The sequence below is a fragment of the Bythopirellula polymerisocia genome, from assembly GCF_007860015.1.
Classification (GTDB): Bacteria; Planctomycetota; Planctomycetia; order Pirellulales; family Lacipirellulaceae; genus Bythopirellula; species Bythopirellula polymerisocia.
This window is the reverse complement of sequence record NZ_SJPS01000001.1, coordinates 1,225,479-1,247,415: the sequence shown is the minus strand read 5'-3', so window position 1 is coordinate 1,247,415 and position 21,937 is coordinate 1,225,479. Positions and strand designations below refer to the sequence as shown.

At 53.4% G+C, this 21,937-nt stretch carries 15 protein-coding genes; 5 read left to right on the top strand and 10 right to left on the bottom strand.

Annotated features, from left to right (window positions below; translation table 11 throughout):
- The first annotated feature begins 255 nt into the window (after window positions 1-255).
- Window positions 256-1,482 (top strand): cytochrome P450, encoded by a 1,227-nt coding sequence (locus tag Pla144_RS04930; RefSeq protein WP_197530386.1) that lies wholly within the window; start codon window positions 256-258, stop codon window positions 1,480-1,482.
- Between the two features lie 167 nt (window positions 1,483-1,649).
- Here Pla144_RS04930 and Pla144_RS04925 read toward each other — a convergent pair whose 3' ends face one another.
- The gene (locus Pla144_RS04925) at window positions 1,650-2,390 is read right to left on the bottom strand and encodes a DUF3826 domain-containing protein (protein WP_146448339.1); all 741 of its coding nucleotides are present in this window, start codon (window positions 2,388-2,390) and stop codon (window positions 1,650-1,652) included.
- 318 nt (window positions 2,391-2,708) lie between these two features.
- Here Pla144_RS04925 and Pla144_RS04920 point away from each other — a divergent pair, with 318 nt between their 5' ends.
- Window positions 2,709-4,283: a pectate lyase family protein gene (locus Pla144_RS04920; RefSeq protein ID WP_146448337.1), complete on the top strand. Its 1,575-nt coding sequence runs from the start codon at window positions 2,709-2,711 to the stop codon at window positions 4,281-4,283.
- Window positions 4,284-4,448: 165 nt separating this feature from the next.
- On the opposite strand, the gene Pla144_RS04915 is transcribed toward Pla144_RS04920, so the two are convergent.
- From Pla144_RS04915 to Pla144_RS04890, 6 genes are all read right to left on the bottom strand, one after another.
- Entirely contained in the window at window positions 4,449-5,642 is a 1,194-nt protein-coding gene (locus Pla144_RS04915; RefSeq protein ID WP_146448335.1) for an osmoprotectant NAGGN system M42 family peptidase, read from the bottom strand.
- A 27-nt stretch (window positions 5,643-5,669) separates the two neighbouring features.
- Window positions 5,670-7,334, bottom strand: a complete 1,665-nt coding sequence (gene ngg / locus Pla144_RS04910) for an N-acetylglutaminylglutamine synthetase (protein WP_146448333.1) — start codon at window positions 7,332-7,334, stop codon at window positions 5,670-5,672.
- A gap of 59 nt (window positions 7,335-7,393) precedes the next feature.
- Window positions 7,394-9,172, bottom strand: coding sequence for an N-acetylglutaminylglutamine amidotransferase (locus Pla144_RS04905; RefSeq protein ID WP_146448330.1), 1,779 nt, complete (start codon window positions 9,170-9,172; stop codon window positions 7,394-7,396).
- A 21-nt stretch (window positions 9,173-9,193) separates the two neighbouring features.
- Entirely contained in the window at window positions 9,194-10,132 is a 939-nt protein-coding gene (locus tag Pla144_RS04900) for an acetamidase/formamidase family protein (RefSeq protein WP_146448327.1), read from the bottom strand.
- 143 nt (window positions 10,133-10,275) lie between these two features.
- Complete coding sequence (locus Pla144_RS04895) at window positions 10,276-12,057, bottom strand: OPT family oligopeptide transporter (RefSeq protein ID WP_197530385.1); 1,782 nt, start codon at window positions 12,055-12,057, stop codon at window positions 10,276-10,278.
- Window positions 12,058-12,102: 45 nt separating this feature from the next.
- Window positions 12,103-13,284, bottom strand: a complete 1,182-nt coding sequence (locus Pla144_RS04890; protein WP_231936165.1) for a peptidylprolyl isomerase — start codon at window positions 13,282-13,284, stop codon at window positions 12,103-12,105.
- A gap of 113 nt (window positions 13,285-13,397) precedes the next feature.
- Between Pla144_RS04890 and Pla144_RS04885 the strand changes: the two genes are divergently transcribed.
- Together Pla144_RS04885 and Pla144_RS04880 are read left to right on the top strand one after the other, a co-directional pair.
- Window positions 13,398-14,093, top strand: a complete 696-nt coding sequence (locus Pla144_RS04885) for an RsmD family RNA methyltransferase (RefSeq protein ID WP_197530384.1) — start codon at window positions 13,398-13,400, stop codon at window positions 14,091-14,093.
- A 28-nt stretch (window positions 14,094-14,121) separates the two neighbouring features.
- Window positions 14,122-15,096, top strand: a complete 975-nt coding sequence (locus Pla144_RS04880) for an alpha/beta hydrolase (RefSeq protein WP_146448319.1) — start codon at window positions 14,122-14,124, stop codon at window positions 15,094-15,096.
- A gap of 74 nt (window positions 15,097-15,170) precedes the next feature.
- On the opposite strand, the gene Pla144_RS04875 is transcribed toward Pla144_RS04880, so the two are convergent.
- The 3 genes from Pla144_RS04875 to Pla144_RS04865 all read right to left on the bottom strand — a co-directional run bounded on the left by Pla144_RS04875 (window position 15,171) and on the right by Pla144_RS04865 (window position 19,627).
- Window positions 15,171-16,664 carry a hypothetical protein gene (locus Pla144_RS04875; RefSeq protein WP_146448316.1) on the bottom strand — a complete coding sequence of 498 codons (1,494 nt, stop codon included), beginning with the start codon at window positions 16,662-16,664 and terminating at the stop codon, window positions 15,171-15,173.
- Between the two features lie 370 nt (window positions 16,665-17,034).
- Window positions 17,035-17,643 carry a hypothetical protein gene (locus Pla144_RS04870; RefSeq protein ID WP_146448314.1) on the bottom strand — a complete coding sequence of 203 codons (609 nt, stop codon included), beginning with the start codon at window positions 17,641-17,643 and terminating at the stop codon, window positions 17,035-17,037.
- Window positions 17,644-18,826: 1,183 nt separating this feature from the next.
- Window positions 18,827-19,627 (bottom strand): DeoR/GlpR family DNA-binding transcription regulator, encoded by an 801-nt coding sequence (locus Pla144_RS04865; RefSeq protein ID WP_146448311.1) that lies wholly within the window; start codon window positions 19,625-19,627, stop codon window positions 18,827-18,829.
- A 116-nt stretch (window positions 19,628-19,743) separates the two neighbouring features.
- On the opposite strand from Pla144_RS04865, the gene Pla144_RS04860 reads away from it, so the two are divergent.
- Window positions 19,744-21,936, top strand: coding sequence for a bifunctional rhamnulose-1-phosphate aldolase/short-chain dehydrogenase (locus Pla144_RS04860; RefSeq protein ID WP_146448308.1), 2,193 nt, complete (start codon window positions 19,744-19,746; stop codon window positions 21,934-21,936).
- The last annotated feature ends 1 nt before the right edge of the window (window position 21,937 follow it).

Here is a 21,937-nt window from a genome sequence, read left to right as displayed (position 1 = left end):
AAACCGAAGCCACGATTGCGATATAGCCTTCGTGAACTATTCGTCATCACGACTATCGTTGCCTTCATGCTGGGGGGGGTGTGGGTCTTGATAAATAGATTGTCTGGGACGGGACATATTTTCGCCAGCTGAAGGTCACTATATGCAGTGGGTATGCAGTGGGTTTGCTACCGGACGGGGGGGATTTTGGCAGAGCATTGCGAATGTGATAGAGTGCCCCCAGAGGGAGTAATGACGACCTAAAGAAGGTAATCCATGACGATACCTGCGCCAGATGCGATTCCGATGTTCGGAAGCGAGATGTTGGCTGATCCGTACCCTTTGTATCGACGTCTGCAGGTCGAGGATCCGGTCCACTGGAGCGAAAAGTACAACGCCTGGTTTGTGACGCGCTTCGAGGACGTCGCTGCTGGGCTCGAGAACTTGACACTTTCGTCGGACCGTTCTGCGTTGTTCGAGGACATGGCTCACAGTGCCGAACTCAAAGAGTTCTTCACCTTCTTAGGAAACCGAATGGTACTCGCCGACCCGCCGAAGCATAAACGGCTTCGAGGGCTGGTGAGCAAAGCCTTTACTCCGCACACCATTCAAACGATGCGCCCGCACATCCAGCAGCTAGTCGACGGTTACATCGATGCGGTCGAGCAAACGGGACACATGGATGTGATCCACGATCTGGCGTTCCCTCTGCCCGCTACGGTCATCATGGAGATGCTCGGGGTCGACCCGGAGGACCGTGAACGTTTGAAACGCTGGTCCGACGACTTTATCGTCTTCTTCAGCAATCACCCGGCGAACATCTCGCTCGATCAATATCGCCGTGCGCAGCAGAGCATGAACGCGATGGTCGACTATTTCCGTACCGCGCTGCCTCGCATCCGTATGAGTGATCGGCCCTGCCTATTGCACACGATGGAAGTCGCCGAGATGCAAGGGGACAAACTGAGCGAAGAGGAATTGTTTGCCAACGCCAATCTGCTGCTGGTCGCAGGGCACGAGACGACCACGAATCTTATCGGCAACGGCATGCTCGCTCTGTTACAGCATCGGGAGGAGTTGGAAAGGTTGCGGGCCGATCCAACGTTGATTCATGGCGCAGTCGAGGAGATGCTCCGCTACGGCAACCCAGTGCAGTTCACTCACCGCATCGCCCTGGAAGATGTCCCTCTGGGAGGCAAGACAATTCGGCGGGGGCAATTTGTGTTCTCGTTTCTTGCTGCGGCCAACCGCGACCCCGACCATTTTCCGGATCCTAACAGACTGGACGTGACTCGTACGATTCACCAGCACCTGGCGTTCGGCAAGGGTCATCACTTCTGCCTTGGCGCACCGCTGGCCCGCCTGGAAGCTCAGATTGCATTCACAACGATTCTGCGCCGCCTGTCAGGTCTACGGCTCTCGGGCGATAAACTTGTCTTTCGAGAAAATTTCAATCTGCGCGGCCTCAATAAGCTTCCCATAGATTTCGACGCGTTAGGCTGACTCTAATGTGCTTAGCTGTTCACCACAAGGTTTCAATGGCGTAGTCTCTGACTCAGGGAGACGCGGGGCTGTATGCCTATTTGAAAAAGACCTCGAATGACTTGGAGGCCAAATCATGCGTGTCCTCTTAGCGTTTCTACGGCAGCAGTGAAAAGTTTAGTTGCAGCTCAGCGCTGGCTCTTGGCCCACGCTTCGTACCGATTGCGATAGCCGTAACCGAAATAGTCAATTGAAAACTCGTTGCGGATTTTGTACTTCTTGAAGATTTTTATGATCCGCCCGTCGGTCCAGGCCGCTAAAGAATCTTCGCGGGCCTGCGCCATACGATTCCAAAGAATTGCCTTTTCTTCGTCCGTCATCTCCGGCACCATAGCTACATAAGCATTGTAAGTGCGTTCGGCTCCGGGCGATCTCGTGATTCGATCCAACAGCTCGATGGTTTTTTCTCCACCGATCTGTTCGCGCAGAGCGACCAGCAGGCCTTGGATCTGGGGAGTGAACTCTGCGTAAATCGGATCGATCTGCTCAGCCATGATTGCCAGCGCTTTTAGCTCATCTTTCTGGCCGCCGCGCGCAGCATCCCAAGCTGCCCATGCTGCGTCGAGTTTTCCATCGGCTTGTTGGTGCCAAGCCCAGACCCTGCCATAGTGCTCAGTCATAAGCTCTGCGGTTTTCTGAGTCTTGGACTCATCACTGAGTACCAGTTGTCCGGCCAATCGTTTTCCCTTGCTGTCCACGTCGCGCTGGATTGCTTCGGGCAGGTCGGGGGTCCACCACTTCGGCGGGTCATCACGGTCAACGGCGGCCTGGGTTCTAGCGGCAACAACAGCTGCAGTCTCAGCTTGTAAGGTTGACAAGGACAAGGCCATGAAAAATACAAAACTACTGATCCTAAAGAAGTAATTCATGGTACATATTCAATCGGTAAGAAATGGGCTGATGGGAACGAGACTGATTCAATGAACACATGTCGATAATAAACAAATTCAACCTACCGTCGCGTGGTCTCTCTCACACCCTTTGCGGAGAAACCACCATCTTTTGCATCGACATGGCAAGTCTAACATTGTCCGAGGAAATCTTCGCCAAGAAAACCTGAGGCTCCGTGGTAACAAGATGGGGATTTAGTGATACCATGAATTAGCCGTGCGTCTAATCCTACGACCAATTCACGGTCGTACTCGAAAAATTCATTGAAGTGCAAAAGCAAGTTAGAGGTGTGAATCGTGACGACAATAAAACGACTAATGTGTGCCATATTCATAATCGCCGGGCTGTCCGCTGGCCAGGTTCAGTCTCGGGCGGTTGCCCTGGATACGGATGACGAGGCCGCGTCGAAAATTCAAGAACCCGAGCCCGCCATGGCACCGCCCCTGCCATTCGAGATGCCTTTTGGAGTGCCTGCATTTCCGGGCGCCTGGGGTGGCGGGATGTTTACGACCGGTGGGCGCGGAGGCAAAGTCATCGCCGTCACCAATTTGAGCGACAGCGGGCCGGGAAGCCTGCGAGGAGCGATCGACGCAGAGGGTCCGCGCATCGTCGTGTTCCGCGTGGCGGGCATCATCCCGCTCGAATCCAACTTGGACATCGACAATCCTGATATCACGATCGCAGGGCAAACAGCTCCGGGCGATGGGATCTGCATCGCCAATCACTCGCTGAATATCAACACGCAAAATGTTATCTTGCGACATCTAAGGGTGCGCCGAGGGGACCCTGTGGGGGGACAAGGCTCGGACAACATTGGAGGGAATCCTGAAGGGCAAGTAATCGTCGACCATTGCACAGCAAGTTGGGGTCGGGACGAGAATCTCTCCCTCTACCGTTATATGGAAGATCGGCCAGACCTGCCGTCGGTCAACGGTGGGATTCAGCAGGTCAAACATCCCGTCAGTAACCTGACAATTCAATACTGCATTTCGAGCGAGGCATTGGGTCCTGGTCATGAGTTTGGCGGAACCTGGGGCGGCCGAGATTCAACGTTCCACCACAACCTCTTCGCCTGTAATACGGGGCGCAACCCCTCGATAGGCATGAGCGGAGAGTTTGACTATCGCAACAACGTCATCTTCAACTGGGGTCACCGGACAATGGACGGCGGCGACGAGACGTCATTGATCAATGTGATCAACAACTACTACAAACCCGGGCCGGCAACCAATGACAACATGCTCAGCACCATCGCACGGATCGAACAACGCGACATGTACTTGCCTGGGAGGAGGTTCCAGGAGGGTAATTGGTATCCTCAGTCGGAAAAGCGACCAGGCAAGTGGTACGTCGCCGGCAACATCGTCGAAGGCTATCCAGAGGTGACTGCTGACAATTGGAAAGGGATGCATCTCTTAGGAAGCAACGGAACTCCGGATCTAGCGAGGGTCAATACACCGTTCGAGGCTTGGCCGGTTAATCAGCAGACTGCCAGAGAAGCTTTTGAAGAAGTGCTGGCCAAGGCCGGCGCGACGCTGCCTCGGCGTGACCGAGTGGATGATCGCGTAACAAAAATGGTTCAGACTGGCGAGGTGATCACAGACAAAGGGATCCTGCTCAATCCGGACCAAGTCGGCGGCTATCCTGACTATTCTTTCTCGCCCGACGAAGTTCCTACAGACACGGATGAGGACGGGATGCCCGATGCCTGGGAAACGAAATACAACCTAGATGCAAACTCTCCGGCAGACAGCAGCATCGATTCTGACGGCGACGGCTATACGAACATCGAGGAATACCTCAACGGCACAAACCCCCGGGAAAAGGTGGACTACACCAACCTGGGGAACAACGTCGATACCATCAGCTAATCGGCCGGTGGGCTCGAAGGCCAACCGAAGTTCGGACAATTGTTGCAGCCATCCTCCATTTAGCAAATGGCACAACTCGAGGGGCTCGAAGGCTTGAGAGGCCGGAAAGGTATTAGCTCCCTGGCCGTTTCTCAAACTTGTCCCCATGCCCGCATGTCGCGAATCTCATTTGTCTATAACCTCTTCTGTGAGTTTTTCAGCGACTTGTTGAATAGGATTCGGGGGAATGAATTTCACACCTTCCACATCGGTGTCGCGCGTCTCGGGAAAATCTTCCAGAGTCGAGAGCGGATCCCGTTGTGAAGCATGGAGCGGACGCTGGGTCGAGTAGGCTACGATCAATTGTGCGATACTTTTTAGAGAATCGACATTGGTTCTTTCGTATCCATGGGAACCATCAACGCCAAAGGTTATGAGTGCGGTGCGAATATCGTTACCAGCCTCTAAGGCTGATGCACTGTCGCAACGGTAATAGCGTAGGATGTCCCTTCTGAAAGGTAGTTTATTCTCCTGACAAAGATGGATTAGATGGTGCGTCAAATGATAGTCGAACGGTCCCGACGAGTCTGCCATCGCGATCGTTACGCCAAATTCGCTAGCACTTTGCCCAGGGGCTGTCGTACCGTTGTCAACGGTGATCATCTCTGCAACGTCACCATGCAGAACCGCGGACGCCCCAGAGCCGACCTCTTCGGAAATTGTGAAGAGTAAGTGCAAATCGACGGGGAGTTCGATCTCGTTGTCGATGAGGTACTTGGCTGCAGTGAGAACCGCCGCGACTCCGGCCTTGTTGTCGAGGTGTCGGGCGCAAATATAACCGTTCGGGAATTCCTCCGTGCAACTATCGAAGCCCACGAAATCACCGACATTGATTCCGAGATCTAGCAATTGCTGCTTGTTGCATGCCCTCTCGTCTACGCGAAGTTCGACATGATCCCAGCCTACTGGCTGGGTATCGACATCGCGATCAAAAGTATGACCGGATGCCTTGAGTGGCAGGACCTGACCACGATAGATCAGGTCGTCGGTAAAGATGGAGACTCGCCCTCCTTCGGCGAACCGAGAGGACCAAGTGCCAACTGGGACCAAGCCCAACCGACCGTTGTCCTTCAGTTCTCTCACCATAGCTCCAATTGTGTCGAGATGCGTGACCACGGCACGGTCAGGACTGCCTTGTTTTCCCCTGAGTGTGGCACGAATTGCTCCGCGTCGGGTCAGCTCGAACTCAATATCGAGTTCCTTGAGCATCTGGCAGACACTGCGAACGATTGGATCCGTGTATCCCGTGGGACTATGAATTCCTAGTAGTACCAACAAACTGGAGAGCAGGTATTCACTGTCGAGTGGGATTTGCTTCATAGTGACGGGTTCAATTCGTAGAAAAAATTAGTTGGGATCATTAATGGTGTAAGGAAACAGCAAATCGATGAATCGTTCGGCCGTTGGCTGAGGTTCGTGATTTGCCAAACCGGGACGTTCATTGGCTTCAATAATATAGTATTGCTCACCCTCCACCGAGGGGACAAGGAAATCAAGCCCTACAACAGGAATTTCCAAGGTCATGGCTGCGCGCACGGCAGCCTCGCGCAAGGTCTCGCTCAATTGAGGAGTGACATCGTGGATGGTACCGCCCGTATGGAGATTGGCAGTTCGGCGGACTTGCAAATGCTTTCCTTCAGGCAGAACATCCTCAAGCTCAAAACCTTCGGATCGAATACAACGCAATGTTTCATCATCTATTGGAATCTGACTCTCGCCTCCCGTAGCGGCTTTCCGGCGGCGGCTGACCTTTTCCAGAAGTTGTTGAATTGTGTGCCGCCCCGTCCCCAGAATCTCGGCGGGCTTGCGAACTGCCGCGGCTACAACTTCCATGTTGATCACAACAATTCGTAGATCGATGCCTTCGACAAACTGTTCTAGGAGAACAGTATCGGCATGAAAACTCGCTGTTTTGATTGCCGCCAAGACCTCTTCCAGGTTTTGAAGATCAACTGCGACCCCGATTCCCTGCTCACCTTGAGCAGGTTTGACTACCACGCGAGGGTGCTTCTCCAAAAACTCGGCTACCTTGTCATCGTTGGAATAGGCTACCTGATCGGGGACGGTTAGACCGGCTTCGGAGAACAACTCTGCCGTGAGTTGCTTATCCGCACACCGACACATAGAAATCGACGAAGTGAGTTCACACAGAGACTCGCGACAGGTTATGCGTCGATTGCCGTGCCCTAGACGGAAATATCCACGCTGTGGATCAATGGCCTCAACACTGATTCCACGTCGCAATGCCTCGTCTATGATGATCGTCGCATAGGGATTGAAACCCTCCTGGACATCCTGAGCGATAAATAGCGGCTCATTAATGTGATTACGACGCTTGACCGTAAAAACTGGGACTCGCTCGAATCCTAATCCTTCATACAATCGAACGGCTGCTTCGCTCTCCTCCAACACAGAAAGATCCATGAAGTCCCGACCGCGTTGGGCAAAACTGTCTGCAAGATGGCTTACCAACTCGGTTCCTACACCGGGATACTTGGTTTGAGGGTCGACCGCCAAGGCCCACAAGCTACTGCTGTTGAACATGTCGTCAAAGCAGAACATGTGATCGACTCCCAGGGAAACTCCAATGATCTGCTCAGAATCCTGAGGGCGTGCAACAAAATACTTAAAGCGTTCCTCTTCTCGGTCTCGCCAAACCGTTTCAGGATCTACGGGAACCATCCCGTTTGAACTGTAAATTCGATTCATCTCGTTGATGTCGTCCTTGTTTTCGACACCCGTAACTCGCACATGCGATTCAATTTGGCCCTGACGTTTCCACTTTTTCAAGTCCAAGCGATAGGTGGTCGAGGGATCGAGAAACAAATCTTGTGGGGCCACTCTCAGCACCAACTGGGGGTCGTTCACATAAAACGCAATGTCTCGTCGATTTAGCTTCTCCTGCAACAGTATCTCCGCCACCGAGTGAGGATCGGGAAAAGTGTGTGCGAAAATGAGTCGTCCCCACCCAACATCGACAAACGAACCAACAGTTTCTTGCGATTTGTTCATGGCGATACGTCCAGCAACGGTGTTTGTAAGAAGAGAATCGTCTTGCTGCGACCTTTCATTCATCCCGTCGGCAGGTGCTCCTGTAGCCAAAGTTCCAACAGCCCAAGCTGCCAGAGTTTGGAACCACGCAGTGGGGTGATATGGGCTTCGGGGTCGGCAAGTAGGAGGTCAACATAGTCTTGCTTAAAAAGGCCTCGCTGGCGAGCAGCGGGAGCCGACAGGGCGTCGCGCGTCATTTCCAAAAACTGCCCTCGCAAGTATTTGAGCGCCGGCACTGGAAAATAGCCTTTCGGTCGATCGATCACTTCCGCCGGAATGACGCGACGGGCCGCTTCCTTAAGAATGTATTTTCCCCCATCTCTTACCTTCAAGTCGGCAGGTACTGTTGCGGCGAACTCGACGACTTCATGATCCAAAAAAGGCACACGGGCTTCCAGACCGGCTGACATTGTGTGATTATCAACGCGCTTGACCGGATCATCGATCAACATCACCTGCGTATCGAGTCGCAAGGCTTTGTCGATAGGAAGCTCGGCGCCCGGTTTGTTGAAGTGTTCAGCGGCGAACAGTCTTGCGGCATCTTCGCTAAGATACTGTTCCTGAACGACTTCTCTGTATTTTTCGAAATCGAGGTCAAAGAAGTATTTTTGATAGGTTGCCAGCGCGTCGTCCGTCTCGAGCATTGGAGGATACCAGTGGTATCCTGCAAATATTTCGTCAGCACCCTGACCACTTTGTACTACCTTCAATGATTTCGCGACCTCTTGGGAAAGTAAGTAGAATCCGACGTTGTCGTGGCTGACCATCGGCTCAGACATCTGTCCTATGCATTCTCGCAATGCCGGCAAAGTGCGGCTGGCATCGATGAACATTTTATGATGCTTGGTCTGAAACCGCTCGACAATAAGGTCAGAGTACTTAAACTCGTTCCCTTCTTCGCCGCCGACCGAATCGAAGCCGATGGAAAATGTTTCGAGATTCGCTCCGTCGTTTTCGCAAAGCAGGCCAACAACCAGGCTCGAATCGAGCCCCCCTGACAGCAACACGCCAACCGGCACGTCCGCCACCATCCGGCGTTTCACCGCCCGTCGCATCACTTCCAAAGTTTCATCGCACCAATCTTCGAAGCTATAACGTGCCTGATCGGCCCGCTGCCCGAACTCCAAATCCCAATACTGACGAGTTTTCATCGAGCCGTTTGCTTCGACCACGGCAACTGTTGCGGGGGGAAGCTTCTTGATGCCCGAAAGAATCGTCCGCGGCGGGGGAACCACAGAATGGAACGACATGTAAAAGTTTAGCGCTATGGGATCGATCGTTGTATCGACCTCTCCAGCGGCCAGCAGTGCAGGAAGCGACGAAGCAAACCGCAGTCGCCCGGGTGTCTCTGCGTAATAGAGCGGTTTAATGCCGAGGCGGTCGCGCGCAAGCACGACCCTTCCTGTATCGCGTTGATGAATCGCAAAGGCAAACATCCCGTTGAAGCGATCAACGCAATCAATGCCCCACGCATGGAAGGCTTTTAGGATTACTTCCGTATCGCCCTGGCTGAAGAACCGATAGCCTTTCTGCTCAAGTTCCTTGCGGATTTCGGGGTAGTTATAGATGGCTCCATTAAATGCGATCGTAAGGCCGAGTTCGGAATCAACCATCGGTTGTTGCGAGCTTTCGGAGAGATCGATGATCTTGAGACGCCGATGTCCGAATGCCACGCGCCCATGGGAAACGATGCCATCTGCATCAGGTCCCCGCCGGACCATAGAGTCTGCCATCCGCGCAACGGCGCCCACATCAGCTTTTTCTTCGTCAAAGCGAATTTCACCACAAATGCCACACACTGAATGCAAACTCCAATCTAGCTAGTCTCGGTCTGTTGCCTGAGAGGGTAACCATCGCTTGGATATCTTAGCCACCATCGAATAATTGGGATCAACCATGTTGCCGAGTCGCATCTGTCCAGCTAGTCCCAGCAACTGGTAGGCTTCAAGCGTATCGAATGCAAAGTCCTCAGCGAGCCAGGTGATCAGTTCTTTCCAAGCAATCCTAGCCGCATCTTCCAGCGGTCGGGCACTGCCGATTGCCATCAGATAATCTGCTGTCTCGATGCGAGGCCAACGAATGGTGCGGCCCTTGAGCACCGCAAAACTAATAGTGACGCGTGCAGACATCTCGGCGGCAACCCCCGTCAATTCCCCATCGCCCTGGCGGGCATGTGCGTCCCCTACAAAGAAAATCGCACCTTCGTTGTGGACCGGCAACCAAACACTGCTTCCCGAGCAGGTTTCGATACAATCCATGTTGCCTCCCCAATATCCGGGCACAAGGCTTGAAATCGCCTCTAGATCGGGAGCCGTACCTAACGTCCCCAGAAACGGTTCGAGTGGAAGCATTGTCGTGTCGTTGAACCGAAGTGCTCCGTCCTCAATTGGCAGAATCCGTGTGCTTTCCGGAAGTGGTCTGTCCAGCGTGGCGGTTAGGCTTGTTCCAGTAAGTCCACCAAATTCGGGAATCAAGGCCGTAACGGCGAATGACTCCGCAGGCTCAATATTGTGGATGTGCACCACGAGTGTGTCGCCTGGTTTTGCACCTTCGACAGAAATTGGTCCTGTCTGAGGATTGGCTCGAGGAGGACCTGGACATTTCTGAGAGTACAAATCGGACGAAGATCGCAACTTGCCTTCGAAGGCGTCGATGGTCTCGATCACAACGGTTTCGTTGCACGCGACGCTGGCAATAGGCGGATGAACAGCGCTGAGAGTGTAAACATAAGCGTCATCTGGCTGCCGGATCGTCCGCATCAGCTCGTTGTCTTTTCCCGCCTATCAGAAATAATTTGAATGTTAAGATGCTTATTTTCGCATATTTCACGTGCATTACAACCCGCCAACAGTATGCGAAATCGTTGATCCGCTGTGTAATCAGCAACCAGGAGGATCGAATGTCAACTACTAAATAGCAGAGTCGTGAGCGCACTCGCCACTCCCGCCAGACTTTCACCGGCTACCAATCCTGCGGCTATCGGCAAGACGAATCGGCGTGACCACTCCGGGGCCAGTCGCGTCGCAATTGCCGCCAAAGCTGCACCGAGACACAGTGAAATACTGTTAAATGCAGGGATCACGAAAGCGAGACCTAGGCTCACTGCGCTGGGACACCAATCGGCCCTTTTATCTGGGAGCAGTTTCTGAACGATCGCCAGCGCTGCCCCAACTATCGCACCAATGATCGAAGCGGTCAGCGCACCAGATGGAGCAGCATCGATTCCATCGCGAAACAATTCTGCGACTGCCTTCCAGGTAGCCACAGCCGGGGCGGGCCATTCCTTGGTAAGAAGCATCGTGGCTGGATCGGGAATCAACACGAGGTAGGCAGCACTACCTGCTAACGAGCCGACGAGCACCCCTAAGAACTGTGCCGCTGCCTGTGCTCGCACTGAGGCTCCGAGCAGTAAGCCAGCCTTCAAGTCATGAAGCAAGTCCGAGCATTGTCCGGCCGCACCACCCGTGACATTTGCTGTCATGAGATTCTCGGTGACGTTCGTCGGATTGACGAATCCGAAGGTCAGCTGAGTGACCTTACCAAGTGCTCCGATCGGTGGAATTCCTGTTTCACCAGAAACCCGAGCTGCCACAACCGCGAGCACGAAAGTGAGCATGACCGCCAGCAGGCCCATGTGGGGTTCGATTCCAAAGATACTTACCTGTGCGATGGTCGTTGCTAAAGTTGCCAGAACGAAACCAATGGCTAGCAACCGTTTGGAGACACCACTATTTAATTCGCACTCATCGACATTCGTACTCGAGGCCTGGCTGCCTAGCACGCTGCGGAAGACACCAGGAAGCGTGAAAGAGAATGACACCAAAGCCGAGGTAACCATCATAGCCACTCCGGGCCAGAGCAGAAACTCGACGGCGGTACCGTAAACAGTTTGGCCGTCGATAGGCAGAGGGACTCGTCCCGTGGCAAACAACCATGGAGCAAGGAATCCCCAGGCTACACCAGCTCCGAGCAAAAGCGACAAACCCACCTTCAGACCCACGATCGCGCCAAAGCCGATCATTAGGAAAGATGGATCTAGCACAAAGCCGAGGCTGCGCGTGGTGATCGTCGGCAGCCGAAGTGCTCCCAGTCCCATGGCCGGGCCAACTTGAGGCAGCTGATAGATGAAGTCGGCAAATAATTTCGTTGAGGCAGACAGTAGCCCTCCGCCGAGCAAATAGCGCACTCGACTTGTTGCCTCGCGACCTTCGGCGTAAATCTCCCGAACCGTTTCGGCAGTGGCAATTCCCGAGGGAAATGGCAACTCTTGAATAATCAGCATCTGTTTACGAAGTGCGAGACCAACTAGCACACCGATGCAACTAACCGTGAACAACCAAATCGCCATCACTGGCCAGCTTAGCGTCTGGCCTGTGAGAATTGTCAAAGCAGGAATCGGAGCCACCAGTCCAGCCGAAATAATCGAGGCTGCCGACGAGGCACATGTTTGATTAACGTTGTTTTCCAGAAGCCCCCAAGGCACGACTCTCCGTTCACCGAGCCCGCGACGGGCTATCCCCCAGAAACCACAGCTAAGTAATGCCGCGGCGATGGACATGTTGAAAGACCAGCCGATCTTCAACCCCGAGTAGACATTGCACGGTACGAGAAGGGCACCCAGTACTGCCCCGGTAGCCGCAGCCCGTATGGTCAATTGACGGGGAGTGTCGTGTGGTTCGCTCAAGGTGAACAAGTCGTTGGGGGAAAAAGGAGTTCCCGGATAGCGATACTACCTCCCTGGCAGCTTTTCAAATTTGTACTCGTGACCACGGTCGCGGAGGACTTTGGCTTTTACGATCTTGTCAGCCTTCGCCCCGCCAGGGTTGTCGGGATCGCGACGCTTGATCGACGCAGCCACGTCCATGCCCTCAATTACACGGCCGAACACCGTGTGCCGACCGTCGAGGTAGCTGGTGGGAACGAAAGTGAGAAAGAACTGTGAACCCCCGGTATTCCGCCCGGCGTGTGCCATGCTCAGGCTGCCGCGAAAGTGTTTACGGTAGTCTTTGCCGTGGCACTCACAGCGAATCGAGTAACCCGGTCCGCCGCTTCCTGATCCGGTGGGGTCACCTCCCTGAGCCATGAAGCCCGGCAACACACGGTGAAAGGGCACCCCGTCGTAGTAGCCTTTCTTGACGAGCGTGAGGAAGTTTGCCACCGCCTGCGGGGCCTCGTTCTCAAATAGCTCGATCACAATGTCGCCCTGAGCAGTGGTGAACTGCACCCGGGGCAAGTCATCAGCAAGTGCTTCCGCTTCGCGAATCCTTTGTTCGAGCTGCCAGTTCTTTTCTAGTTGTGGTAAGCCACCTTGCAGGCTCTGTGCCAATTGCAACAGCCGCCCTTGACTGGGAGTTTGGGGTGGCGCACTAAGCACACCAGCGGCTTCGGCTTGAGCGAAATACTTTTTTGCCAATGAAAAGTCATTCAGATTGACCGCACTCACGGCCCCGAGCAACCACAACTGCGGCGCGCCGGCCCCAGCGCCAGCGTCGAGTAAACTCTTGACTAGGGGCAAAGCACGCTCATATTGGTCTCCACCGTTGCCGCTGGCATCACCCAGGACATGAAAGGTCGCCATCGACACCAAGGTATCCTTCGCCTCTGGCAACCTTTTGGGATCAGCCTTGTAGACAGCTAGGCCTGACTCGACAAGTAGGTTGAGTTGCGCGGCGGCTTGGTCTTTGAGCTGGTTGATCTCGGTATCAATCTGCTTGAGCTGATCACCCGACTTGCCGGCACGCTCTTGCTGCTTTGCCTTTATCTTGCCATAAATGGCAACCCATTCATTGCGAGCCTGCTCAAAGCTGGAAACCAGTGCATCCAGCGAATTATGCGCAGCCGGCTCCTGAGAACTCGCCACCCTGGGGATCGAGAGCATAAACAAACAAAAAATCCACGAGAATCGTCGCATGGGATAGTACCTCTAGCAAATCAATGCACAATAGTGCAGGTAGGAAATACGAATCGACCAGAATACCAAACTCTGTCCTCCCATGGCACCCGCAACTCAATACGACTCACTCTGTGGCCAAACCGACAAAACACCATCGCAAGAAAAAGAAGGCGGAACCGGCTGATAGCACCGAGCTGCGGATCATTGGCGGGAACTTGCGTGGGAGCAAACTCCGCTATGAACACTTCCAGCAAGGTGGCGACCCCGTCACGCGGCCGATGAAGCATCGGGTCCGCGAGGCAATTTTCAATCTCATTAGCATCGAGTCCGCCGGCAAGCATGTGATCGATCTCTTTGCCGGTACCGGCGCACTCGGACTAGAGGCACTCAGCCGCGGGTCGTTGAGCGCGACTTTCATTGAAAGGCATGTCCCCACAGCCCGGGTCATCGAAGAAAATATCGCAATGCTTGGACTCACAGACCGCTCGCAACTCCTGGTCACGAGCGCATTCCTCTGGGCCAAACGAGACTTGCCGAATGCGGACTCTCCTAGCTCCCAGCCCGCAGTCCCCAACCCCTCAATCCCTTTACCTTGGCTAGTCTTCTGCAGCCCCCCCTACTCTTTCTATTCCGAGCGGCAGCAAGAAATGCTGGACCTCATCGAGCAGGTACTCGACCGAGCCCCAGCGGAGAGTATCTTGGTAGTTGAAGCGGACACCTCGTTCGACTTCAACTTACTTCGCGGCGGGGTGGCCGACACTCGCGAAGAAAATTGTTGGCTCGTGCGGTCGTATCCGCCGGCCGTTGTCGGCATCTGGCGGAAGTAATGTTCGAAACTCAGCGGAAGAAACTATCATGAAACAATTATTTTTTCGATCAATCTGCCTCATTCCCGTCCTCCTATTCTTAATGTCAACACAAGTCGCACATAGCCAGCAAGTCGCTTCGCAGCAGGTGATTGATTTATGGAACGGCGATGCTCCTGGATCGGAAGATTTTACCGACATCGAGACGAGTGAAGAACGTGGCGAACCAGGAGTGCCTAACAGTTGGGTCACCCAAGTGAAGCAGCCCACGCTTACCCTGTTTCCTGCCAGCAGCGAGAAGAATTCGAAAACAGCGGTCATCGTTTGCCCCGGCGGAGGATACGGCGGGCTCGCCTTCGACAAAGAGGGTAACGAAGTCGCCCAGTGGTTTGCCGATCGAGGTGTTACGGCATTCGTCTTGAAGTATCGCCACGGCGGTGGGCCGCACCAGCACCCGGTTCCTTTAAGCGATGTTCAACGTGCTATGCGAATCGTCCGCAGCAGTGCGAACGTCTTGGGCTACCAACCCGATCGCATCGGAGTGATGGGTTTCTCCGCCGGTGGACATCTTGCCTCATCGATCGGCACCCATTTCGATAGCGGAGACGAATCTGCCGAGGACACGATCGATCGCAAGTCGTGCCGTCCCGATTTTCTGATTCTCATCTATCCGGTGATTTCGATGGATTCCGAGATCACCCACGGCGGTTCGCGGAACAACCTGCTCGGCGATCAGCCCGCCGATAAAGTCGTTGAACTCATGTCGAATGAACTGCAAGTGACCGACGACACCCCACCCACGTTTCTCGTCCATGCCACTGACGACGGCGCCGTACCTGTGGAAAACAGCCTAAGATTTTATCGCGCCTTGGTCGATCATAAGGTTCCAGCAGAATTGCACGTCTTCGACGAAGGAGGCCACGGCTTTGGGATGCGCCAGAAAGAAAAGCCCGTCGGCGAGTGGCCGCACTTACTGGAAAACTGGCTTGGCAGTCGCGGGCTGATTGTTGACCAGGGCAGGTAACACGAGTTTCGGCCAGGCGCTCTGTGCAGCGACGCAAGCTGGAACTGCGCTACCGCTTGTTCCAGTCTGCTTTTCTATCCTACTTCGCGCATGCGTGTCATTGTACTTGGCACGAGGGGCACCGCGAAATGTGGAGCGCGGATGGGTACCCGAGGGGTTGAAATCGGTTCACTAGAGGCAATTGGCTCGGGGCCCGGATCGAAGCGCAATGTGCTCGGTGCCTGGGGATGAATTCCCAACGAACCGGTCCAGGTTTCGTAGGGCCGACCACTCCGTTCGTCGTCCTGGAAGAACGCCAGATAGCTCATCGTGTCGGCAGCCATGAATTCGTGTTCGCGCGGGGCGAATTGTGTTTGGCTGTATACTCGTCGCCAGGTACCGGCGTTGAAATAAGTTTGGTGCAACACATAGCCGTCGGCAAAGCTCGCGTCCAACGGCACGACTTCCGCCGCATGCGTGTGGCCGTAGACGATGTGCCGAGCCCGACGATTGCGGAAATCCTGCTCCGCAAGTGCATGCTGATAATAGGAGGCTGAGCTTGACCCGCTCATTTCGGCCACGACCTGGGCAATCCAACTGGCCCAACTCATCGAGAGCCGACGACTGAATTTGAGCGCCTTTTCCAACTTGTCGACGATGTCGACGGGGCTCCAACTGTCACGCTGGCGGACGAATGGGTTTTCCAGAAATTCGTCGGCCAATTCGTCCCAGATTCTTTTTACTTCGTTTCGGTAGGCTGGTTGCGGGCAGCTTCGTTCCAACAGCCCGTCGATCCAAACCGGAACCAAAAGCAGTGGGCGGATGTTGTCGATCTCTCGCAGTCCCAGGAGTGCGGACTCCGGCAAATCATTTCCAAGATGTTGCTCGACCTGCTTGCCGAACCGATTCAAGAGTTCAAGGACGATCACGTCTCCCAAGCTGCTCGTATCGCGGTCCCCTTCGAAGTTGAATGGATCGTAGACATCGCCGTGCCGGGCAAATACTTTGTGCCGACGCATGACTTGCACTAATTCGTTGCTCTCCCAGATTTCGTGAGGGAAAGGTGCCTCGGCGTAAGTGGCCAAACCTAAGTGGGCGACAATCGCTCGGCGAAGTTGGTTGTAGTTCTGTCCCGAAAGATGGAACGGCCAGTCATGGTTGCCGACCATATAATGAATTCGCACAGGTACCTGCTGCGACTCCCCTGCAGCGGGCCGACCATTGGCCAGCGAATCAGGTATTTGCACTCCTTCTTCTGCCAATTGGCGAAAGATGCTCAGCGAGTCCGCGTTGTGCCGCAAGATATCGCCGGTGATTTTGGCGACCATATCGAATAATTGGGGCGATTTTGAATCATCCCAGGGGCGTGCTGGTCGATCGAGCCACTGCGTCGAGCGGATCACATCCAACACGTCCCCAAGCAGAACCAGATCGATTTGCTGCACGGGTTCATAATGACCATCGCGGCGATGCGAGGCGCTCAAAGCCAGATCGGAAAGCCGTTCCGCAAGCAACCGAAACGCCCCCGCCGAGATGGTCGTGCCACTCGTGCCATCCGTCAGGTGCAAATCGCTGATGATGACCAACATGGTTGTCTTGCTCGCGCGAGAGAGAAAAGGTTTTTCGGGAATATCGCGATTCCCTTCTCCTTTTGATCGGTCGCAAGCACCCTCGAGATTGAGGATTGTTCCGACTTTGAGGGGCAGGAGTGTCTGCTAGCAACGATATCTGAAGTGCCAATCGCGACACCAAGCTGTCAGACCCACGGCTGGAGTAAAGTCAATCTAAAGTAGAGAGACGCCGAGTCGCGGAGATACGGGTACCGCCCAGATTGGTGTAAGAAGGCACGCGAAGCGGATTTGAAGTTTCACTCGAATGGAGCAAGCCAAAACCCAATAATGCGTCGGACATCTTGGCCGGTGCAGTTAATGATACGCAGGCACTGCTGTATTCCTTATGCTAGGGTGCTTCACTGAGAGTTTGTTTGCCAATTGAACTAAAGAACTCTTCGGCTATCCGATTGAAATCGTTAGGAGCGGTTTCGTATAAAGTTTCTAGCGTTAATATCTGAAAAAGATATACCCGCTCCTTTTCTTGATAATAGTGGCGATAGACGACCACTGGCATGTCATCTCTAAGCTCTTCAGTTCGCCCCCCCGGCATCACTATACGTTCTACTAGTCCAGGCAGACCATTAAGTACGGTTTCTTCGCGAGCAACTACTTTGCTGCCAGGGCGTTTCCGAATCCCACCTAGAGCCAATCCCTGAAGAAAATCGCCGTCATACGCGGAAGCGATGCCATCAATGAATTCATCAGTATATCGAATAATACCCACTGAATAGAAAACCATTAATTCGCTTCCTGGAATTGTTTGTTCAGCTTGATACAACTCGATGTTAACGACGCCAAGCTCCGTATCTGGTTCTAGATGCTCAGAAGTAGGCACATGTGGCAGTTTCACCGTCAAGTTGGTTTCCGGCACATAGAATTGTACTGATCTGCTTAAGCCACGATCTGCCGGAATATGTTCAACATGCTGAGCAGTTGAATTGAAAGCGTTAGCCACGAGTTCTATGACTTTGCCAACTCCGACACACACAAGTACTACTAGAACCGCCCTCATCCAGTACCCTCGCCACCACTGTATTGCCGAATAAATGAACACTAAACCAATTGCGACGCTTCCAAACATTGTGGCTAGCCCCCGAATGTCAACCTTCGTTGGCCCAGGCTCGTACAATGGCTGCCCAGTGATGGCTATGTACGCCATAATAACTCCCGCAAAGAGCCCTGCGCCAAGAGCTAGGCATCCAATCAAACCAAAAGTTGCAACAGGAATTAGCCGCCAGCGGAAACGACGGCTCGACGGTTCCTTGTGCAATTCCCCTCGCTTTGAGTTTGCATCATCAAGAAGTTTGTCGGTGTCTCGATTCATTTAGTTGTCAATTGGCTAAGCCTAGGAGTTGTACTCGATTCTCATTCGGTCAACGTCACTGAACGCACGAAAATGTATGAAATCAGTGAACGCTACGTCATATTGTAGCCTTACGCAGCATACTATTGAATTCGTTAACTGCGTAAGTTCACATCGCCACTTGCCAGAAATGAGTCTTTCATATGTCGCGTCGGAAAAAACAGCCGAAGCTGAAACGGCAATTCACAAACTCCCCTCGAATTCATCCTTCAACGCAGCTTAGCGAGTCCCGAATATGGGCGGGTTTTTAGCTTTTGGAACTTCCTTAGCGAATTTTTTTACAGCAATCTGGGCCACGCCCTAGTAACCCAGCTCGGTTACAGGCCGCAACCAAAAGGGAACAGGAGATAACTGCGGCAACCGAGAAAGAAGCGGAGTTGAATGAAGGAACACTATTTCTCGCTAATCTTCACTAATCTCATTAGCGTCTATAAGTGAAGATCCGTGTTCCAATCTCTTCTTTATCCCCTCCCCGTTCTCTCAATGACCTTCTGCTCCATGAATTTGCGTTAGGTGCCAAGAATTGAATCGGTAGTAAAACGGATGAAACCTAAATCGCGGCTAGTGGCTGCAACCAAGAATCTTTTTCTCGCAGAGTCACAGAAACACAGAGAGGTTGTTTTAATGCTCTGCTGTCTCCGCGTCTCTGCGAGAGATTGTCTTCTTTCCAGATAATGAGTGCGGATATTTTTGAACGCAACAAGTTTGTCTGGAATCAACAATTCTGAATGTTAGTAGCACGGAAATGTTCTTATCCGTATTTGATCCGCGAGAATCAGTGGCTACGATCCCGCACCGATACGACTTCCGTTTCAACTCCCGCCTTGGTTAGGGCATCGAGATATCGGGTGTCGGTCGCATCGTCGGTGACGACGACATTGGCGCAATCCAGTTTGCCGGAGTAGGTCATCGAACGAACTCCAAACTTACTGTGGTCCGCCAGCAAATAGACCTGATCTGCCTGCTGCATGAGTAGTTTCTTGATCGATGCATGCGCAGTAGAGGCCTCGCTGTATCCCCGCTCCAGGTCGATTCCTTTTGCGGAGCAGAACAACTTATTGATGGAAAAACGACGGATCGTTTCCTCCGCTATGGGGCCTACCAGGCACACGGAGGTGGGATCGAGTTCGCCGCCGGTGGAGATGACTTTAATTTGGGGACGGTCGACCAAGAGCCGAACTACGTCGAGGCTGTAGGTAATGACAGTGAGTGGCATGTCTGGCATCAGACAGACCATTTCGAGCACGGTGGTTGAGGCATCCAAAGCAACTACATCGTGGGGTTCGATGTGTATGAGTGCTTGCTGGGCGATCCGCCGTTTCTCGGCGGCTTGACTGCTTTTCCTTACCGCAGCAGGCAGATCGAATCGCTCACTACGGACACTCAGGGCTCCTCCATGTGTCCGAGCCAGATGACCTTCTTCGCTGAGTTTGTCGAGATCGCGGCGGATTGTCTCCTCGGCAACACGAAACCGCTCCGCAAGTGCTGTCACGCGGACAGCACCTTCCTGCTGCAGCTCAGCGAGGATTTCCAACCGTCGTTCCCGAGGGAGTGGTAATATGTTGTTTTTAGACATAAAAACCCACAACTCCGGCTAATTAATTCCTAAAAAGTGCTTGACACCCTTCATTATATGTGAGAATCTGTGGTTTATCAACCACTTTTCGCCTTCTAACCAACAAAAAGCCAATCATGTCTGCCACAGCTATCAATGAATCTAATGTCAAAAACCTCTGGGACGATTCTATCGTCAAGGGAATGACAGGGGTCGAACGACTCGTTTATCGGTCAAATTGCTTAGGTGCCGATCAACGAATTACCAATACTGGAGGAGGAAACACTTCCTCGAAACTGAGTGAGATTGATCCGCTGACGGGCGAAGAGATCGATGTCATGTGGGTCAAAGGCTCTGGGGGTGATCTACGCACGAGTAAGCAAGAGAACTTCTCTTCGCTCTACTACTCCAAGCTGCTTGCGTTGCAAGAGATCTATGACAAGCAACCAGAACGTGGACCGAAGACTGCTGCCGAAGACGCGATGGTCGGCTACTTTCCCCATTGTACGTTCAATCTGAATCCCCGCGCGAGTTCCATCGACACACCTCTACACGCATTCTTACCTGCCAAACACATTGACCACATGCACCCCAACTCCGCGATCGCTATCGCCGCGAGTCGTCGGAGTGAGGAACTAACACAGGAAATCTTTGGTGACAGAATCGGTTGGGTCCCCTGGTTACGTCCCGGGTTTGAATTGGGGCTGTTGATGCAGCGCAAAGTCCAAGAGCATCCCTCGCTCCAAGGGTTAGTTATGGGGCAACACGGTCTCATTAACTGGGCAGATGACGACCGCGAGTGCTATGAGTTGACATTGTCATTAATTGACAAGGCCGCCCAGTTCATTGACTCGAAAGACAAGGGAGAAGCCACGTTTGGTGGTCAGAAATACGAAACACTGGACGACGATGCGCGTGATGCGATTCTCGTAGAGCTGTTGCCTTGGCTACGTGGCCAGGTTTGTCAACAAAAACGCTTTATCGGCACATTACAGAGCGATCCCCGAATTTTGCGATTCGTCAATTCGCACGATGCCGTTCGGTTAGCGGAATTGGGCACCAGTTGTCCGGATCATTTCCTCCGTACCAAGATCAAGCCGTTGTACGTCGATTGGAATCCACAGGAAGAGACGACCGAAGCTCTGAAGGAAAAGCTTTCCGCTGGCCTCGCTCAGTATCGCCAGGATTACAAGGCTTACTACGAAGCCTGCAAGCACGAGAACTCCCCTGCGATGCGCGACCCCAATCCAACGGTGGTGCTGATACCGGGAATCGGCATGATCGCCTGGGGCAAGAATAAGAGCGAGTCCCGCGTGACGGCCGAGTTCTACAACTGTGCCGTCGAGGTGATGCGTGGTGCCGAGGCGATGGACGAGTACATTGCATTGCCGCAGCAAGAGGCGTTTGATATTGAGTATTGGCTTCTGGAAGAGGCAAAGCTCAAGCGGATGCCACCGGAAAAAGAATTGGAGCGGAGCATTGTGTTGGTCGTCGGTGCTGGTGCCGGGATCGGTAAGCAGGTCGCCCATCGACTGGCCAAAGAAGGGGCGCATGTGGTTTGTGCCGACTTGAACGCCGAGATGGCGGAGGCGACTGCCAATGAACTTACCAAAATCTATGGCCAAGGGATCGGCGTGGCGGGGACTGGCATCTCGGGATGTGGCCCGGCAATCGGTGTAGGTGTGGATATTACGAATCGCGAGTCGATTCAAGCCGCCTTGCAACAAACACTCTTGGCTTACGGAGGCTTGGACAACATCGTGGTGACTGCCGGCGTGTTTCTGCCTCCAAGCCGCGATGGCAAACTCTCCGACAAGGCTTGGCAACTCACATTCGATGTGAATGTCCGAGGAAGTTACAATCTCGTTGACGAAGCTCGACGCATCTTCGAAGAGCAAGGCCTGGAAGGTTCCATCGTTCTCACCACAAGTGTCAACGGCGTGGTCGGCAAAAAGGGGTCGCTCGCTTACGATACCTCCAAAGCCGCGGCGAATCACTTGGTAAGAGAACTAGCAATCGAGATGTCCCCTTTGGTGCGGGTCAACGCCATTGCCCCGGCAACGGTGATCGAAGGCTCTACCATGTTCCCCCGAGATCGCGTGATCGCGTCTCTCACCAAGTATGAGATTCCATTTGCTGAATCTGAGTCTGATGAAGCGTTGTGCAGCAAGCTTGCGCAGTTTTATGCCCAACGTACGCTCACCAAGCGGCCGATTACTCCGGCTGATCAGGCGGAGGCGGCATACTTTCTGCTCTCTAGTAAATCCAGTAAAACTACGGGTCAGATCATCAACGTTGACGGTGGTTTGCACGAAGCTTTTCAGCGCTAAG

What these genes read in the sequence shown, in the direction of transcription:
- Pla144_RS04930 (WP_197530386.1), top strand. Translation starts at nt 256, where the DNA reads ATGACGATACCTGCGCCAGATGCGATTCCGATGTTCGGAAGCGAGATG.
- Pla144_RS04925 (WP_146448339.1), bottom strand. Translation starts at nt 2,390, where the DNA reads ATGAATTACTTCTTTAGGATCAGTAGTTTTGTATTTTTCATGGCCTTG.
- Pla144_RS04915 (WP_146448335.1), bottom strand. Translation starts at nt 5,642, where the DNA reads ATGAAGCAAATCCCACTCGACAGTGAATACCTGCTCTCCAGTTTGTTG.
- ngg (WP_146448333.1), bottom strand. Translation starts at nt 7,334, where the DNA reads ATGAACAAATCGCAAGAAACTGTTGGTTCGTTTGTCGATGTTGGGTGG.
- Pla144_RS04900 (WP_146448327.1), bottom strand. Translation starts at nt 10,132, where the DNA reads ATGCGGACGATCCGGCAGCCAGATGACGCTTATGTTTACACTCTCAGC.
- Pla144_RS04890 (WP_231936165.1), bottom strand. Translation starts at nt 13,284, where the DNA reads ATGCGACGATTCTCGTGGATTTTTTGTTTGTTTATGCTCTCGATCCCC.
- Pla144_RS04880 (WP_146448319.1), top strand. Translation starts at nt 14,122, where the DNA reads ATGAAACAATTATTTTTTCGATCAATCTGCCTCATTCCCGTCCTCCTA.
- Pla144_RS04875 (WP_146448316.1), bottom strand. Translation starts at nt 16,664, where the DNA reads ATGTTGGTCATCATCAGCGATTTGCACCTGACGGATGGCACGAGTGGC.
- Pla144_RS04865 (WP_146448311.1), bottom strand. Translation starts at nt 19,627, where the DNA reads ATGTCTAAAAACAACATATTACCACTCCCTCGGGAACGACGGTTGGAA.
- Pla144_RS04860 (WP_146448308.1), top strand. Translation starts at nt 19,744, where the DNA reads ATGTCTGCCACAGCTATCAATGAATCTAATGTCAAAAACCTCTGGGAC.